Source organism: Pseudomonas sp. MHK4 (assembly GCF_054600775.1).
Genome location: NZ_BAAIAK010000002.1, coordinates 67,107 through 84,671, shown reverse-complemented (window position 1 = coordinate 84,671; position 17,565 = coordinate 67,107). Strand labels below are relative to the sequence as shown.

Annotated in this window: 18 protein-coding genes; all 18 read right to left on the bottom strand. The window is 62.0% G+C overall.

What is annotated here, in order from left to right; genetic code table 11:
• Positions 1–19: 19 nt before the first annotated feature.
• On the bottom strand, positions 20–886 hold the full coding sequence (locus ACYP2Q_RS05290) for a CheW domain-containing protein (RefSeq protein WP_459729553.1): 867 nt from the start codon (positions 884–886) through the stop codon (positions 20–22).
• Between the two features lie 130 nt (positions 887–1,016).
• The gene (locus ACYP2Q_RS05285; protein ID WP_459729552.1) at positions 1,017–1,805 is read right to left on the bottom strand and encodes a ParA family protein; all 789 of its coding nucleotides are present in this window, start codon (positions 1,803–1,805) and stop codon (positions 1,017–1,019) included.
• Between the two features lie 42 nt (positions 1,806–1,847).
• Positions 1,848–2,738, bottom strand: coding sequence for a flagellar motor protein MotD (gene motD / locus ACYP2Q_RS05280; RefSeq protein ID WP_459729551.1), 891 nt, complete (start codon positions 2,736–2,738; stop codon positions 1,848–1,850).
• Between the two features lie 15 nt (positions 2,739–2,753).
• Positions 2,754–3,494 (bottom strand): flagellar motor protein, encoded by a 741-nt coding sequence (locus tag ACYP2Q_RS05275; RefSeq protein ID WP_459729550.1) that lies wholly within the window; start codon positions 3,492–3,494, stop codon positions 2,754–2,756.
• On the bottom strand, positions 3,494–4,624 hold the full coding sequence (locus tag ACYP2Q_RS05270; RefSeq protein ID WP_459729549.1) for a protein-glutamate methylesterase/protein-glutamine glutaminase: 1,131 nt from the start codon (positions 4,622–4,624) through the stop codon (positions 3,494–3,496). Before ACYP2Q_RS05270 ends, ACYP2Q_RS05275 begins: the two co-directional genes overlap by 1 nt.
• 49 nt (positions 4,625–4,673) lie before the next feature.
• A complete protein-coding gene (locus ACYP2Q_RS05265) occupies positions 4,674–6,938 on the bottom strand; it encodes a chemotaxis protein CheA (RefSeq protein ID WP_459729548.1) in 2,265 nt (754 codons plus the stop codon).
• Between the two features lie 37 nt (positions 6,939–6,975).
• Positions 6,976–7,764 carry a protein phosphatase CheZ gene (locus ACYP2Q_RS05260; RefSeq protein WP_459729547.1) on the bottom strand — a complete coding sequence of 263 codons (789 nt, stop codon included), beginning with the start codon at positions 7,762–7,764 and terminating at the stop codon, positions 6,976–6,978.
• A 19-nt stretch (positions 7,765–7,783) separates the two neighbouring features.
• Positions 7,784–8,155: a chemotaxis response regulator CheY gene (locus ACYP2Q_RS05255; RefSeq protein ID WP_162488921.1), complete on the bottom strand. Its 372-nt coding sequence runs from the start codon at positions 8,153–8,155 to the stop codon at positions 7,784–7,786.
• Positions 8,156–8,321: 166 nt separating this feature from the next.
• Complete coding sequence (gene fliA / locus ACYP2Q_RS05250; RefSeq protein WP_046819336.1) at positions 8,322–9,062, bottom strand: RNA polymerase sigma factor FliA; 741 nt, start codon at positions 9,060–9,062, stop codon at positions 8,322–8,324.
• Positions 9,059–9,889 (bottom strand): flagellar synthesis regulator FleN, encoded by an 831-nt coding sequence (gene fleN, locus ACYP2Q_RS05245; RefSeq protein ID WP_007975361.1) that lies wholly within the window; start codon positions 9,887–9,889, stop codon positions 9,059–9,061. Before fleN ends, fliA begins: the two co-directional genes overlap by 4 nt.
• A 115-nt stretch (positions 9,890–10,004) precedes the next feature.
• Positions 10,005–11,330 (bottom strand): flagellar biosynthesis protein FlhF, encoded by a 1,326-nt coding sequence (gene flhF / locus ACYP2Q_RS05240; protein ID WP_459729546.1) that lies wholly within the window; start codon positions 11,328–11,330, stop codon positions 10,005–10,007.
• A gap of 11 nt (positions 11,331–11,341) precedes the next feature.
• Positions 11,342–13,471: a flagellar biosynthesis protein FlhA gene (gene flhA / locus ACYP2Q_RS05235; RefSeq protein WP_046819334.1), complete on the bottom strand. Its 2,130-nt coding sequence runs from the start codon at positions 13,469–13,471 to the stop codon at positions 11,342–11,344.
• A 194-nt stretch (positions 13,472–13,665) separates the two neighbouring features.
• Positions 13,666–14,805: a flagellar biosynthesis protein FlhB gene (gene flhB / locus ACYP2Q_RS05230; protein ID WP_459729545.1), complete on the bottom strand. Its 1,140-nt coding sequence runs from the start codon at positions 14,803–14,805 to the stop codon at positions 13,666–13,668.
• A gap of 3 nt (positions 14,806–14,808) precedes the next feature.
• On the bottom strand, positions 14,809–15,594 hold the full coding sequence (gene fliR / locus ACYP2Q_RS05225) for a flagellar biosynthetic protein FliR (protein ID WP_432669179.1): 786 nt from the start codon (positions 15,592–15,594) through the stop codon (positions 14,809–14,811).
• A 3-nt stretch (positions 15,595–15,597) separates the two neighbouring features.
• Entirely contained in the window at positions 15,598–15,867 is a 270-nt protein-coding gene (gene fliQ / locus ACYP2Q_RS05220; protein ID WP_007948918.1) for a flagellar biosynthesis protein FliQ, read from the bottom strand.
• A complete protein-coding gene (fliP, locus tag ACYP2Q_RS05215) occupies positions 15,864–16,622 on the bottom strand; it encodes a flagellar type III secretion system pore protein FliP (RefSeq protein ID WP_459729544.1) in 759 nt (252 codons plus the stop codon). Before fliP ends, fliQ begins: the two co-directional genes overlap by 4 nt.
• Positions 16,622–17,074 (bottom strand): flagellar biosynthetic protein FliO, encoded by a 453-nt coding sequence (fliO, locus tag ACYP2Q_RS05210; protein ID WP_459729543.1) that lies wholly within the window; start codon positions 17,072–17,074, stop codon positions 16,622–16,624. The genes fliP and fliO overlap by 1 nt, the downstream gene beginning before the upstream one ends.
• Positions 17,075–17,533: a flagellar motor switch protein FliN gene (gene fliN / locus ACYP2Q_RS05205; protein WP_459729541.1), complete on the bottom strand. Its 459-nt coding sequence runs from the start codon at positions 17,531–17,533 to the stop codon at positions 17,075–17,077.
• Positions 17,534–17,565 lie beyond the last annotated feature (32 nt).

Sequence of the window (17,565 nt, the reverse complement as noted above, 5' to 3'; positions counted from 1 at the left end):
CCCTGGCGGTGTTGTTCTGTTATGTAGGTTTATGGGCCGGCTTGCTGCCGCCCATGTGCCTGGCCCCACCACTGGCGATCAACTCGGCCAGTTCGGATACATCGAGCAATGCACACATGTGTTCTATCACGGTGCCCGCCAGCCATGGCCGTTGGCCGCGGTGGCTGCGCCATTTGATTTCGTTCGGGTCCAGGCGCAACGAGCGACTGACCTGGTGCACCGCCAGCCCCCACTCGTAGCCTTGGACGGAGATCACGTACTGCAAGCCCTGCTTGAAGTCCTCGCGGTACCGATCGGGCATGACCCAACGGGCCGTGTCCAATACCTTCAGGTTGCCCGCCTGGCTCGGCAGGATGCCGAGGAACCAGTCCGGCTGACCGAACAGCGACGTCAGCTCATGACCCGCCAATGGATAGATCGAGCCCAGGCATACCAGCGGCACCGCCAGGGTCAGCCCGGCGACATCGAACAACAGGCATTCGAAAGGTTCGGCCGCCCAGGCCGGACGACCGTCGTTTTCTACCGGTGGCGGCGTGCTGGCCGGTGGCAGATGCACTTCGACGACCGGAGGCACCAGGGCCTGCAGCAACGGCGCGATGGTCGATACCGGCGTCAGGACCGGTGGCGGCGCTTCGATTACAGCAACCTCGGGCTTCGCCACAGGTACGACAGGCGCAACATCCGGGACAGCGCCCTTCTGTGCATCCCGGGCCTGCTCCTCGAGCACAGCGGCCTGGAACTCGTCGAGCGCAGCTTCGGCCTCGACTACTTCCGACGCGGCTTCGATGTCCACCGAGAGTTCCTCGGTGACTTCCTGCAACAAGCTGTCCAGATACGACTGCAGCGCCAGTTGCGGGCGCGATGTGACCTTTACCGGACGATTCACTGACTCACCCCTAATGTAGGAGCGAGCTTGCTCGCGAAGAACATCGGAGCGCCGCGGGGTGCCAGGTTTCCAGCGTTATCGTTGACGACCATCGCGAGCAAGCTTGCTCCTACAGGTATCGGGCTCATTCTTATGCCACCTGCGCGACAAGCTGCGCCGCCAGCAGATGCTTGAGCAACGCGCGGTAGGCGACGACGCCACGGCTCTTGCCGTCGAATTGCGAAGGCGTCAGCCCCGCCCGGCTGGCATCGCGCAAGCGCGTGTCGACCGGGATGTAGCCCTGCCAGATTTCTTCCGGGAATTTATCGCGCAACACCCGCAGCGTACCGAGGGAGGCCTGCGTGCGGCGATCGAACAGGGTTGGCACGATGGTGAACGGCAAGGCCTGTTTGCGCGACCGATTGATCATCGCCAGGGTGTTGACCATGCGCTCCAGGCCTTTGACCGCCAGGTGTTCGGTCTGCACCGGGATTGCCAGTTGCTGGCTCGCCGCCAAGGCATTGACCATCAGTACCCCGAGCAACGGCGGGCTGTCGATCACGGCGTAATCGAAGTCCTGCCACAACTGCGCCAGGCTCTTGGCGATCACCAGGCCCAGGCCACTCTGGCCCGGCGACTGGCGCTCAAGGGTGGCCAGCGCGGTGCTCGAGGGCAACAGGGAAATGGATTCGTGACTGGTGGGCAGCAACAACTGGCCAGGCAGTCCCTGGGGCACGCTGCCTTTATGCAGGAACAGGTCGTAGCAGCTGTGTTCCAGGCTGTCGGGGTCGTAACCGAAATAGCTGGTCATGGAGCCGTGGGGGTCGAGATCGACCACGACCACGCGCTTGCCCGCCTCGGCCAGCAACCCGGCTAAAGCGATGGAGGAAGTGGTTTTACCGACACCACCTTTTTGATTGGCGACTGCCCAGACTCTCATTCGATTGTTCCTCCCGGCCGAACGGATCGGCCGAGAATTAGCTCAACGTGTTAATGCGGGTGACGGAGAATTGACGGCGTTCTCCCGTACCGGCGACATGACCTTGGTCGGTGCAGTTTGTGTGCCAGCACGCTTCAATGCGGCATCCGGTTGTGCATTGGCCGCGCCGGTCGCGGTGAGGCTGCGGCGCACGTCCAGGTTGCGCGACACCACCAGCACCACGCGACGGTTGCGCGCCCGGCCCTCGGCCGTGGCGTTATTGGCCACTGGCTGGAACTCGCCATACCCCACCGACGCCAGCCGACCGGGATTGACCCCCTGCATCGCCAGCATGCGAACGATGCTGGCCGAGCGGGCCGAAGACAGCTCCCAGTTGGTGGGGTACTGCGAGGTGCGGATCGGTTGATCGTCGGTGAACCCTTCGACGTGGATCGGGTTGTCGAATGGTTTCAGGATCTTCGCGACCCTGTCGATGATGTTGAACGCAATGTCGCTGGGCATGGCATCGCCGCTGCCGAACAACAGGCTGGAATTGAGTTCGATCTCGACCCACAACTCGTTGCCGCGAACGGTCATCTGGTTGGAACTGATCAGGTCGCCGAAGGCCGCACTGATATCATCGGCGATGCTTTTGAGCGGATCGCTGGCACCCGAGACACCCGCATCGACCTGGTCACTGTCCTTGACCAGCGGCTTGGCCGGGGTCACGGTCTTCGGTCGTTCGTCACCGATGGGAATCGGCTTGAGCGCGCGATCGGTGTCGGTGAAGACGCCGATCAATGCCTCGGAAATGACTTTGTACTTGCCTTCGTTGATCGACGAAATCGAGTACATCACCACGAAAAACGCGAAGAGCAACGTGATGAAGTCGGCGTAGGAAACGAGCCAACGTTCATGGTTTACATGTTCATCATGTTGACGACGACGAGCCATGGTCCATTACCCCCATCAATCCATGAAGCCCTGAAGCTTCAACTCGATAGAGCGTGGGTTTTCACCTTCGGCGATCGACAGGATCCCTTCCAGCAACATTTCGCGATAACGCGACTGGCGCAACGCGATGGACTTGAGCTTGGCGGCAATCGGCAGCAACACCAGGTTGGCACTGGCCACGCCATAGATGGTGGCGACGAAGGCCACGGCGATGCCATTGCCCAATTGCGACGGATCCCCCAGGTTACCCATGACATGAATCAGGCCCATCACCGCACCGATGATGCCGATGGTCGGCGCATAACCACCCATGCTTTCGAAAACCTTGGCGGCTTCGATGTCGCGGCTTTCCTGGGTGTAGAAATCCACCTCGAGAATGCTGCGGATCGCTTCCGGCTCGACGCCATCGACCAGCAGCTGCAAGCCTTTACGCGAGTAACTGTCGGGCTCGGCATCGGCCACCCCTTCCAGCCCGAGCAAGCCTTCCTTGCGGGCGGTCAGGCTCCAGTTGACGACCCGGTCAATGCCACCGGCCAGGTCGACCCGTGGCGGAAACAGGATCCACGCCAGAATCTGCATGGCCCGTTTGAAGGCGCTCATGGGCGATTGCAGCAACGCCGCGCCAATGGTCCCGCCCATCACGATCAACGCGGCCGGACCGTTGGCCAGCGCACCGATATGTCCGCCTTCGAGGTAGTTGCCGCCTATGATGGCGACGAACGCCATGATGATGCCGATGAGACTTAAAACGTCCATCAGACACAGGCCTCGACGATGTGCCGGCCGATGTCATCCAATGCATACACTGCGTCGGCCAGTTCGGCCTTGACGATGGCCATGGGCATGCCGTAGATCACGCAGCTGGCTTCATCCTGGGCCCAGATCGAACTGCCGCTTTGCTTGAGCAGGCGCGCGCCTTCACGGCCGTCGGCGCCCATGCCGGTCAGTACCACCGCCAGAACTTTGTCGCCGTAGGACTTGGCCGCCGAACCGAAGGTGATGTCCACGCACGGCTTGTAGTTCAAGCGCTCGTCGCCGGGGAGGATTTTCACCGCGCCCCGGCCATCGACCATCATCTGCTTGCCACCGGGCGCCAACAGCGCCAGGCCCGGACGCAGGATGTCGCCGTCCTCGGCTTCCTTGACGCTGATCCGGCAGAGCTTGTCCAGGCGCTCGGCAAATGCCTTGGTGAAGGCCGCCGGCATGTGCTGGACCAGTACGATGGGGGCCGGGAAGTTCGCCGGCAGTTGGGTCAGTACCCGCTGCAGGGCAACCGGGCCGCCGGTGGACGTACCGATGGCCACCAGTTTGTAGGCTTTGCGTTTTGGCGCGGGTGACGACGGCGCGTGCACGGGGGCACGGGTCGGGAGTGGAGCCGGTGCCGGACGCACAGGCGCACTGCTGCCATAACCGATGGTGCTCACAGGCGTTGGTGTCAGTGCCGGCGCGGCCACCGGCGCTGGTGCGCTGTAGCTGCTGACACGACGATTGCTGCGCGAGATGCTCAGAATCTTCTCGCACAGCAGTTGCTTGACCTTCTCGGGGTTGCGCGAGATGTCTTCGAAGTTCTTCGGCAGGAAGTCCACCGCGCCGGCATCCAGCGCATCCAGGGTGACCCGGGCGCCTTCATGGGTCAGCGAGGAAAACATCAGCACCGGGGTCGGGCAGCGCTGCATGATGTGCCGTACTGCGGTGATGCCATCCATCATCGGCATCTCGTAGTCCATGGTGATCACGTCCGGCTTGAGGGCCAGCGCCTGATCGATCGCCTCTTTGCCGTTGGTCGCCGTGCCGACGACCTGGATATTCACATCCGCTGAAAGAATTTCCGAGACGCGGCGGCGGAAAAACCCCGAATCGTCCACCACCAGGACCTTGACTGCCATAAACACTCCATTAGACGCAGCGGGGCATCAGTGGCCCCGCGCGGCAGAATCAAATACGCCGTGTGGCGTAACGCTTGAGCATGCTCGGGACATCGAGAATCAGCGCGATGCGACCGTCACCGGTAATGGTGGCGCCCGACATGCCCGGGGTTCCCTGGAGCATTTTGCCCAATGGCTTGATGACCACTTCTTCCTGGCCCACCAGCTGGTCGACGACAAAGCCGATTCGCTGGGTGCCCACCGAAAGGATCACCACATGGCCTTCGCGCTGCTCTTCGTGAGCGGCGGAGCTGACCAGCCAGCGCTTGAGGTAGAACAACGGCAGCGCCTTGTCCCGCACGATCACCACTTCCTGGCCGTCCACCACGTTGGTGCGCGACAGGTCGAGGTGGAAGATCTCGTTGACGTTCACCAGTGGGAAGGCGAACGCCTGGTTGCCGAGCATGACCATCAGGGTCGGCATGATCGCCAGGGTCAGCGGCACCTTGATGACGATCTTCGAGCCCTGGCCCTTGGCCGAGTAGATGTTGATCGAGCCGTTGAGCTGGGAGATCTTGGTTTTCACCACGTCCATGCCCACGCCACGACCCGACACGTCGGAGATCTCGGTCTTGGTCGAGAAGCCCGGGGCGAAGATCAGGTTGTAGCACTCGGTATCGCTCAGGCGATCGGCCGCGTCCTTGTCCATCACGCCGCGTTTTACCGCGATGGCCCGCAGGACGTTCGGGTCCATGCCCTTGCCGTCGTCGGAGATCGACAACAGGATGTGATCGCCCTCTTGCTCGGCCGCCAGGATCACCTTGCCGCCACGGGCCTTGCCCGAGGCTTCGCGTTCTTCCGGCGATTCGATGCCGTGGTCGACCGCGTTGCGCACCAGGTGGACCAGCGGGTCGGCCAGGGCTTCGACCAGGTTCTTGTCGAGGTCGGTGTCTTCGCCGACCAGCTCCAGGTTGATCTCTTTCTTGAGCTGGCGCGCCAGGTCGCGAACCAGGCGCGGGAAGCGCCCGAAGACTTTCTTGATCGGTTGCATCCGGGTCTTCATGACCGCGGTCTGCAGGTCGGCCGTGACCACGTCGAGGTTCGAAACGGCCTTGGACATGGCTTCGTCGGCGCTGTTGGCACCCAGGCGGACCAGGCGGTTACGCACCAGCACCAACTCGCCGACCATGTTCATGATCTCGTCGAGCCGCGCGGTATCGACCCGCACGGTGGTCTCGGCTTCGCTGGCGGTTTTTTCCGCGGGCGGCGCGGCCGGGGCACGGGCCGCAGCCGGTACAGCGGCGGCAACGGGTGCCGGCGCTGCGGCTTTCGGTTCGGGCGCCTTGGCCACAGGCTTGGGTGCGACGACCTTGGCAGCCGGCACCGGCACCGAGGCGCTAGCGCCGCTCGCCGCTGTCGCGGTGCCCACTTCGCTGAACTTGCCTTTGCCGTGCAATTCGTCGAGCAGGGCTTCGAACTCATGATCGCTGATCAGATCACTGCCGGCCGCTGCTGCAGTGGGCGCTGCCGGTACAGGCACCGATGCGATGGCCGACTCCAGCGCCTCGACCGCAAAGTTGCCCTTGCCGTGCAGTTGATCGAGCAGCGCTTCAAATTCTTCGTCGGTGATGTCCGAGCTATCGCCGGCGGCTTTCGGCTCTGGCGGCGCGACGGGCGCCGGGGCCACTGCATTGACGGCGAATTTGCCCTTGCCGTGCAGTTGATCGAGCAATGACTCGAACTCGGCGTCGGTGATTTCGTCGCTGGCAGGCACTTCGCTGGCAGGTGCTGGAGCAACGGCTGGCGCCTCGGCCTGGGCCTTGACGGCGTTCAGCGAGTCCAGCAATTGCTCGAATTCGTTATCGGTAATATCGCCTGAATCGGCTTCAACCACTGGTGCTTCGGCCACTGCAGCAACCGGTACGACAGGCGCCTCGTCGGCCGATTGCGGCTCGGCCAGACGCGCCAGTGCCGCCAGCAACTCAGGAGTTGCCCCCGTGACCGGGCTGCGCTCGCGTACTTCGCCGAACATGCCGTTCACCGCGTCCAGCGCTTCGAGGACCACATCCATCAATTCCGAGTCAACGCGACGTTCGCCCTTGCGCAGGATGTCGAACACGTTCTCGGCGATGTGGCAGCACTCCACCAGCTCGTTGAGCTGGAGGAAGCCGGCGCCCCCTTTTACAGTGTGAAAACCGCGAAAAATTGCATTGAGCAAGTCCGCGTCATCCGGACGGCTTTCCAGCTCGACCAGTTGCTCGGACAGTTGCTCCAGAATTTCGCCGGCCTCAACCAGGAAATCCTGAAGGATCTCTTCATCGGCGCCGAAGCTCATTAAGGGGGTGCTCCTAAAGGTCTAAAAACCCGAAAACCTAGAATCCAAGGCTCGATAGCAAATCGTCCACATCGTCCTGACCGGACATAACGTCTTCTCTTTTATCGGCATGAATCTGCGGACCTTCACCCTTCGAGAGATGTTTTTGTGGATCTTTTTCTGCAAGCATCGCTGCACGGTCATGTTCGATGCCCGCAAAGCGATCCACCTGGCTGGCCATCAGCACGAGCTTGAGCAGGTTGCTTTCCACTTCGGTGACCAATTGAGTCACGCGCTTGATCACCTGGCCCGTGAGGTCCTGGTAATCCTGGGCGAGCAGGATGTCGTTGAGGTTGCTCGACACGGCGCGGTTGTCCGTGCTGCTGCGCGCCAGGAAGCCGTCGACGCGCCGGGCCAGTTCTCGAAACTCCTCAGCCCCGACTTCGCGCCGCATGAACCGTCCCCAGTCGGTGCTCAAGCCCTGGGCTTCGTCAGCCAGGCTGTTGACCAGCGGCGTGGCGTTTTCCACCAGGTCCATGGTGCGGTTGGCGGCGGCTTCGGTCAGCTTGACCACATACCCCAGGCGCTCGGTGGCGTCGGTGATCTGTGACACTTCCTCGGCTTGCGGCATGTGCGGGTCAATCTGGAAATTGACGATCGCGCTATGCAACTCGCGGGTGAGCTTGCCCACTTCCTGATACAGGCCACGGTCACGGGTCTGGTTGAGCTCATGGATCAATTGCACAGCATCGCCGAACCTGCCCTTTTCAAGGCTCGCGACCAATTCGACGGCGTGTTTTTTCAGGGTCGATTCAAAATCGCCCTGGGATGATTCGTTATGCCCCATAGCTCCCCCGTGGCGCAGTTCAACCGATGCGTTCGAAAATCTTCTCGATTTTTTCTTTCAACGCCTGGGCCGTGAAGGGTTTGACCACATAGCCGTTTACGCCGGCCTGGGCTGCTTCGATGATCTGCTCGCGCTTGGCTTCGGCAGTCACCATCAGCACTGGCAGGTGCTTGAGCCTTTCATCGGCGCGCACGTGGCGCAGCAGATCGATACCGGTCATGCCAGGCATGTTCCAGTCCGTCACCAGAAAGTCGATGCTCCCGCTGTTGAGTACCGGAATGGCGCTAGTGCCATCGTCGGCCTCGACCGTGTTGGTGAACCCAAGGTCACGCAACAGGTTTTTTATGATCCGCCGCATCGTTGAGAAGTCATCAACGATGAGGATTTTCATGTTCTTGTCCAATTCGACCTCCAAGCAGACTAAAACGCGCCCAGCACCTGGACGCGCCATTTCGATCAATCTGGCGAAACACTCGATGACTGTCTGGAGTACAACGGATCGAGACCGGCGCGGTTCATCACCCCACCAGCCGCGTCGCAGTGCCCCCACACTGCCTTCAGCGCGCTCGCCACTCTCCCAGACGCCCCCGCAAACGGGCCGCGCACTGGCTGTGTAACTGGCTGACCCGGGATTCGCTGACCCCCAGGACCTCGCCGATTTCCTTGAGATTCAACTCTTCGTCGTAGTAGAGCGCCAACACCAATCGCTCACGCTCCGGCAAATTGGCGATCGCATCCGCCAGTGCCGCCTGGAAGCGTTCATCTTCCAGATCACGAGACGGTTCCATATGCGCACTCGCGCCGTCCTCGTGCAGCCCTTCGTGTTCGCCGTCCTGCAACAGGTCGTCGAAACTGAACAGGCGACTGCCCAACGTGTCGTTCAAAATCCCGTAATAATCGTCAAGACTCAATTGGAGTTCGGCCGCAACTTCGTGATCTTTAGCGTCACGGCCGGTTTTCGCTTCAATCGAGCGAATGGCGTCGCTGACCATCCGCGTATTGCGGTGGACCGAACGAGGCGCCCAATCCCCCTTGCGCACCTCATCGAGCATGGCCCCGCGGATGCGGATGCCGGCGTAGGTCTCGAAACTCGCGCCTTTGCTGGCGTCGTATTTGGTAGAGACTTCCAACAGGCCGATCATCCCGGCCTGGATCAGGTCTTCGACCTGGACACTGGCCGGCAGACGCGCCAGCAAGTGATAGGCAATGCGTTTAACCAGCGGCGCGTAACGCTCGATCAGCTCGTACTGCGCATCACGCGCCGATGCCTTGTAGAGGTTGTAACCGCTTGCGGTCATAGCACCGGTCCTGCCGTTTGTTGCACGAGGCGCTCGACGAAAAACTCCAGGTGCCCGCGCGGGTTGGCGGGCAGCGGCCAGGTGTCGACCTTCTGCGCGATCGCCTTGAATGCCAGCGAGCACTTGGAGCGCGGGAAGGCCTCGTAGACGGCGCGCTGCTTCTGCACGGCCTTGCGCACGCTTTCGTCGTAAGGCACGGCGCCGACGTATTGCAGGGCGACGTCGAGGAATCGGTCCGTGACCTTGGTCAACTTGGCGAACAGGTTGCGCCCTTCCTGCGGGCTCTGCGCCATGTTCGCCAGCACGCGGAAACGGTTCATGCCGTAATCGCGGTTGAGCAACTTGATCAACGCATAGGCGTCAGTGATCGAGGTCGGCTCGTCGCAGACCACCAGCAACACTTCCTGGGCCGCGCGCACAAAACTGACGACCGACTCACCAATGCCCGCAGCGGTGTCGATCACCAGCACGTCGAGATTGTCGCCGATGTCACTGAAGGCCTGGATCAGGCCGGCGTGCTGGGCCGGGCTCAAATGAACCATGCTCTGGGTGCCGGACGCGGCCGGAACGATGCGGATGCCGCCGGGACCCTGCAGCAGCACATCGCGCAGCTCACAGCGGCCTTCGATCACGTCGGCCAGGGTACGTTTGGGTGTCAGCCCCAACAGAACGTCGACATTCGCCAGGCCCAGGTCCGCGTCCAGCAGCATGACGCGCCGGCCAAGCTCGGCCAAAGCCAGGGACAAGTTCACTGACACGTTAGTTTTGCCGACGCCACCTTTGCCGCCGGTCACCGCGATCACCTGTACAGGATGCATGCTGCCCATGTTATTTCTTTACCTTGTTCTGCATAGACGGGGCCACATAACTGGCTGCGCGTTCACAACCGGAACAATGCATGGCAGGCCATCGATGTAGGTACAAAAACTATTCATTTTTACCTCAGCCAACCTGCTTGGTCGGGCTGTGATAGATATCAGCGAACATGTCAGCCATGGCCTCTTCGCTGGGTTCTTCCTGCATTTGCACGCTGACGGCCCGACTGACCAATTGATGACGGCGCGGCAGATGCAAATCATCTGGAATCCGCGGACCGTCGGTCAGGTAGGCCACCGGCAATTCATGGCTGATGGCCAGACTCAACACTTCGCCCAGGCTTGCCGTTTCATCCAGTTTAGTCAGGATGCAGCCAGCAAGCCCACAACGCTTGTAACTGTGATAAGCGGCGGTTAGAACCTGTTTCTGGCTGGTGGTTGCCAGGACCAGGTAATTCTTTGACTTGATGCCGCGACTGGCCAGGCTTTCGAGCTGCATGCGCAGGGCCGGGTCGCTGGCTTGCAGGCCGGCGGTATCGATCAGCACCACGCGTTTGCGCAGCAAAGGGTCCAGCGCCTGGACCAGCGACTGGCCCGGATCGACGTGGGTCACCGACACGTTGAGGATCCGCCCGAGGGTCTTGAGCTGCTCCTGGGCACCGATGCGGAAGCTGTCCATGCTCACCAGGGCGATGTTCTGCGCGCCGTACTTGAGCACGTAGCGGGCCGCCAGCTTGGCCAGGGTGGTGGTCTTGCCCATGCCGGCCGGGCCGACCATGGCAATCACGCCGCCCTCTTCCAGCGGTTCCATTTCCGGGGTGGCGATCATCCGCGCCAGGTGCGCCAGCAACATGCGCCAGGCCTGACGGGGTTCTTCAATTTCACTGACCAGCGCCAGCAGGTCTCGCGACAACGGGCCGGACAGGCCGATGCGCTGCAGGCGACGCCACAGGTTCGCCTGGGCCGGACGGCTGCCTTGCAGCTGGTTCCAGGCGAGGGATCCAAGTTGCACTTCCATGAGTTCGCGCAGGCTGTTGAGTTCCGAACGCATCGAGTCGAAAGCCCGCATATCGATACCGGCCGCCGGCGCAGGTGCAGGGGCAGGTCGCGGTGGCTCGACCAGGGTCGGTTCGATCAGCGGTTCGGCAGCCGTCAGCGGCAAGCCGGCAAACAACTGGCGATTGGTGCCCTTGTCACTGTCGCCCTCGCCTCGCAGGCTCAGTTCGGCCTGAGCGGTAACGATCCGCGATTGGGTCTTGCGCAGCTCGTCCTCGAGTTCCATGTTCGGCACACGCGGGGCCAGCGCCGACAGCTTGTAATCCAGGGCAGCCGTCAGCTCGACACCGCCGGCGATGCGGCGGTTGCCAATGATGGCGGCGTCGGCGCCCAGCTCATCACGAACCAGCTTCATGGCCTGACGCATATCGGCGGCGAAAAAACGCTTAACTTGCATGAACCACTACCTCAGCCGTTGGGCCCTACTGTCGCAACGATGGTCACTTGCTTGTTGTCAGGAATTTCCTGATACGCCAACACATGCAAACCCGGGACTGCGAGCCGGCCAAATCGCGAGAGCATCGCGCGAACCGGACCGGCCACCAGCAGAATCACCGGCTGACCTTGCATCTCCTGCCGCTGCGCCGCATCGATCAACGAGCGTTGCAGCTTCTCAGCCATGCTTGGCTCCAGCAGGACGCCCTCTTCCGAGCCTTGCCCTGCCTTCTGCAGACTATTGAGCAATATTTGTTCCAACCTTGGCTCCAGCGTGATCACTGGCAGCTCGGAGTCAGTGCCTACAATGCTTTGCACGATTGCGCGGGATACGCCAACCCGCACCGCAGCCACCAGCGCGGCGGTATCTTGACTCTTGTTGGCATTGTTCGCGATGGCTTCGGCAATGCTGCGAATGTCGCGTACCGGCACCTGCTCGGCCAACAGCGCTTGCAGGACCTTGAGCAATTGCGACAGCGACAACACGCCCGGCACCAGCTCTTCGGCCAGTTTCGGCGAGTTTTTCGCCAGCAATTGCATGAGTTGCTGGACTTCTTCGTGGCCGATCAGCTCGCTGGAGTGCTTGTACAGGATCTGGTTCAAGTGGGTGGCCACGACGGTACTGGCATCGACCACGGTGTAGCCAAGCGATTGCGCCTGGGCGCGCTGGCTGATTTCGATCCACACCGCCTCCAGGCCGAAAGCCGGATCTTTGGCGGTAATGCCATTGAGCGTGCCGTAGACCTGCCCCGGGTTGATCGCCAGCTCGCGATCCGGGTAAATCTCCGCCTCGGCCAGGATCACCCCCATCAGGGTCAGGCGATAGGCGCTCGGTGCCAGGTCGAGGTTGTCGCGGATGTGCACCGTGGGCATGAGGAAACCCAGGTCCTGGGACAGCTTCTTGCGCACGCCCTTGATTCGCGCCAGCAACTGACCACCCTGGTTGCGGTCCACCAGGGGAATCAGGCGATAGCCCACTTCCAGGCCGATCATGTCGATCGGCGTCACGTCATCCCAGCCCAGCTCCTTGGTTTCCTGGGCGCGGGCCGGCGATGGCAGCAGCTCCTGCTGACGCTTGACCTCTTGCAGCGCCTGCACCTTGGCGGTGTTCTGTTTTTTCCAGAACAGGTACGCGCCACCCGCGGCCAGGGCCGCCATGGACAGGAAGGAGAAGTGCGGCATGCCCGGCACCAGCCCCATCACCGCCATCAACCCCGCCGACACCGCCAACGCCTTGGGCGATGCGAACATCTGCCGGTTGATCTGCTTGCCCATGTCTTCGGAGCCCGAAGCACGGGTCACCATGATCGCCGCCGCTGTGGATAACAACAGTGATGGCAATTGCGCCACCAAACCGTCACCGATGGTCAGCAGTGCATACACCTTGCCGGCATCGGCGAAGGACATGTTGTGCTGGAAGATACCGACCGCCATGCCGCCGATCAGGTTGATGAACAGAATCAGCAGGCCGGCGATGGCGTCACCGCGCACGAACTTGCTGGCACCGTCCATGGAGCCGTAGAACTCGGCCTCCTGGGCCACTTCCGAACGCCGCGCCTTGGCCTGGTTCTGGTCGATCAGGCCGGCGTTGAGGTCGGCGTCGATCGCCATCTGCTTGCCGGGCATCGCATCGAGGGTAAAACGCGCGCTCACCTCGGAAATCCGCCCGGCACCCTTGGTCACCACGACGAAGTTGATGATCATCAGGATCGCGAACACCACGATACCGACCACGTAGTTACCGCCGATCACCACCTCGCCGAAGGCCTGGATCACCTTGCCCGCAGCAGCATGGCCGTCCTGGCCGTGAAGCATCACCACCCGGGTAGAGGCCACGTTCAACGCCAGGCGCAACAAGGTCGCCACCAGCAAAATGGTCGGGAACACCGCAAAATCCAGCGGCCGCAGGGCGTAGACGCACACCAGCAGCACGACGATCGACAGGGCAATGTTGAAGGTGAAAAACACGTCGAGCAGGAACGGCGGCATCGGCAACATCATCATCGCCAACATGACCAGCAGCAACAGCGGCACGCCCAGATTGCCTCGACTGAGGTCTGCCATGTTCGTGCGGGCACTGTTGATTAACTGAGAGCGATCCACCGGTATTCCCCGTTCCTTTGAAGCAAAACTTTTGACGCCAGAAGCGGGCGCGGGGTGGGTACTGCAAGAAGCTTTCCAACTTTTGTGCAGGGTTGGAATAGAGGGGTTACCCGGAGTTTCGCGCTGTTTCGACTGACGCCTTCGCGGGCAAGCCCGCGCCCACAGGGTTTTGTGTGTTGGCTGAAATGTGGGTATCAGGAATCGCGGCGCAGGTCCGGCGGAATTGGCAAGTCATCCTTGAGCGGATCCGGGCGCTTGCCCTTGCCGGCGCGGTACTGGCGAATCTGGTAGACGTAGGCCAGTACCTGGGCGACGGCGAGGTAGAGGCCGCCAGGGATTTCCTGCTCAAGCTCGGTTGAGTAGTAGATCGACCGCGCCAGCGCCGGTGATTCCAGCAGCAGGATCTCGTTGGCTGCCGCGATTTCACGGATTTTCAGGGCCAGGAAGTCGCTGCCCTTGGCGATCAGCATCGGCGCGCCGCTCTTGTCCGGGTCGTACTTGAGGGCCACGGCGTAGTGGGTCGGGTTGGTGATGACCACATCGGCGTCAGGCACCGCCGCCATCATCCGGCGCTGGGACATTTCGCGTTGCAGCTGGCGGATCCGCTGCTTGACCTCCGGTCGTCCTTCCTGGTCCTTGTGCTCGTCGCGGATTTCCTGCTTGGTCATCTTGAGCTTCTTGATGCTTTCCCAGATCTGGATCGGCACGTCGACGGCGGCGATGATGATCAGCCCGCAGGCCATCCACAGGGTGCTCCAGCCGACCACTTGCAGGCTGTGGGTGATGGCCCGATCCAGGGGTTCGTGGGCGATGCGCAGCAGGTCGTCGATGTCCGCCGACAACACCGCCAGGGCCACGAACAGGACGATGAAGAACTTGGCCAGGGCCTTGAGCAGTTCGGTCAGGGCCTTGGCCGAGAACATGCGTTTGAGACCCGCACCGGGGTTCATGCGGCTGAACTTGGGCGCCATGGTGCCGGCGGAAAACAGCCAGCCGCCGAGGGAAATCGGGCCGATCAGCGCTGCCAGCAGCAGGGTGATCATCACGGGCTGAATCGCCAGCAGGGCGATCTGCCCCGAGTGCAGCAGGTAGGTGCCCATTGCGCGCTGATCCAGCACCACCTCGCGGGACAGGGAAAAATTCAGGCGCATCAGGTCCATCATGTCCTGGGCCAGGGCGCCCCCGAAGACCAGCAGCGCACCCGCCCCGGCGAGCATGATCGCCAGGGTGTTGAGCTCCTTGGAACGGGCGATCTCACCCTTCTCACGGGCGTCCTTTTTCTTTTTTTCCGTGGGGTCTTCTGTCTTGTCCTGACCGCTTTCGCTCTCAGCCATGACTCAGCGCGCCTGTGCCAGTTCGCGTAAAAACTGCAGGGCCTCGGAGGCCAGCGGTTGATACTGGTTGAGAATGTCCGCCAGTCCGACCCAGAGGATGAACATGCCGAGCACCAGGGTCAGCGGGAAGCCGATGGAGAAGATGTTCAGTTGCGGTGCCGCCCGGGTCATCACGCCAAACGCGATGTTGACCACCAGCAGCGCGGTGATCGCCGGCAGCACCAGGAGCAGCGCCGCGCCGAGCACCCAGCCGAGCTTGCCGGCCAACTCCCAGTAGTGGTTAACCATCAGGCCGCTGCCGACCGGCAACGTGGTAAAGCTCTCTGTCAGCACCTCGAACACCACCAGGTGGCCGTTCATGGAGAGGAACATCAGCGTCACCAGCATGGTGAAGAACTGCCCGATCACCGCCACCGACACGCCGTTGGTGGGGTCGACCATCGACGCGAAACCCATGCCCATCTGGATCGCGACTATCTGCCCCGCCACCACGAAGGCCTGGAAGAACAGTTGCAGGGAGAAGCCCAGGATCGCGCCGACGAGGATCTGCTCGGCGATCAGCAGCAGGCCGCTGAGGTCCAGCGCATTCACCGGCGGCATCGGCGGCAGGCCCGGCGCGATGACCACGGTGATGGCCAGGGCGAAATACAGGCGGATACGCTTGGGCACCAGGGTCGTGCCGAACACCGGCATGACCATCAGCAAGGCGCCGACGCGAAACAGCGGCAACATGAAGGTCGCCACCCAGGTGCTGATCTGGGTATCGGTCAGCTGCAGCAGCGACGACATGGTTTAGCCGATGACCTGCGGAATGCTGCCGTACAACTGCAGGATGTATTCCATGAAGGTCTGCACCAGCCATGGGCCGGCGACGATCAGGGTCACCAGCATCACCAGCAGGCGCGGCAGGAAACTCAAGGTCTGTTCGTTGATCTGGGTGGCGGCCTGGAACATCGCCACCAACAGGCCCACGAGCAGGCTCGGAATCACCAGCACCGCAACCATCATGGTGGTCAGCCACAACGCTTCGCGAAAGATGTCGACGGCGACTTCAGGCGTCATGGCGAGACACCGCCGAAGCTGCTGGCCAGGGTGCCGATGATCAGGGCCCAGCCATCGACCAGCACGAACAGCATGATCTTGAACGGCAGGGAAATGATCAGCGGCGAAAGCATCATCATGCCCATCGCCATCAGCACGCTGGCCACGACCAGGTCGATGATCAGGAACGGGATGAAGATCATGAAGCCGATCTGGAACGCGGTCTTGAGCTCCGAGGTAACAAACGCCGGCACCAGGATGGTCAGCGGCGCCTGATCCGGCGTGGCGATGTCGGTGCGCTTGGACAGGCGCATGAACAGCTCCAGGTCACTGGTGCGCGTCTGTGCCAGCATGAAGTCCTTGATCGGCACCTGGGCCTTGGCCACGGCATCCTGGGCGGTCATCTTTTCCGCCAGGTAGGGCTGCAAGGCATCCTGGTTCACCCGGTCGAACACCGGCGCCATGATGAACAGGGTCAGGAACAGCGCCATGCCGGTGAGGATCTGGTTCGACGGCGTCTGCTGCAAGCCGAGGGCCTGGCGCAGGATCGAAAAGACGATGATGATCCGGGTGAAACTGGTCATCAGCATGACGAACGCCGGGATGAAACTCAGCGCGGTCATGATCAGCAGGATCTGCAGGCTGACCGAGTATTCCTGGGCGCCTTCGGCGTTGGTGCCCAGGGTGATGGCCGGGATCGACAATGGATCGGCGGCCAGCGCCAGCGGCGCGGCCAGCATCAGGGCCAGGGTCAAGAGGATGCGCAGCGCAGCCATTACTTCTTATCCTTGTGATCCTTGCCCATCAGCTCCATCAGGCGCTGGGCGAATTCTGGGGTGTTTTTTTCGGTCGTGCTCGGCACCTGCACCGGCTCCTTGAGCACATGCAGCGCCGTGATGGTGCCCGGGCTCAGGCCGAGCAGGATCTGCTCGTTGCCGACCTGCACCAGCATCAAGCGATCACGGGGCCCCAGCGCGCGGGAGCCAATCAGTTCGATCACTTGCCCCTTGCCGGCCGGCCCGGCCTGCTGCACCCGGCGCAATAGCCAGGCGAGGAAGAAAATCAGCCCCAGCACCAGCAACAAACCGAACACCAGTTGCGTCAACTGCCCGGCCACGCCGCTGCTCACCACAGGCGCGGCGGCGGCGTTGGCGACAGGCTCGGCGGCCAGCACGCTGCAGGGCAACGCCAGCGCCCATACCGAGAACACCCCCAGAAACCTCTTCACTCAGCGCAGCTTCTTGATGCGTTCGCTTGGGCTGATCACGTCGGTCAGGCGGATGCCGAACTTCTCGTTGACCACCACCACTTCGCCATGGGCAATGAGGGTGCCGTTGACCAGCACGTCCAGCGGCTCACCCGCCAGGCGATCGAGTTCGATGACCGAGCCCTGGTTAAGCTGCAGCAGGTTACGGATGTTGATGTCGGTGCTGCCGACTTCCATGGAGATCGACACCGGGATATCGAGGATCACGTCCAGGTTCGGGCCTTCCAGGCTCACCGGGTCGTTGTTCCTCGGCACGCTGCCGAACTCTTCCATGGGCAGGCGGTTGGACGAAGAACGACCAGCATCGGCGGCCAGCAAGGCGTCGATATCGGCCTGCCCGGCGTCGCCGGTTTCTTCCAGGGCCGCAGCCCATTCATCAGCCAGCGCCTGGTCGTCCTGGGTATTCATGTGGTCAGCCATCATTTGTCCTCGGCGAACAACTTCTCAATCAG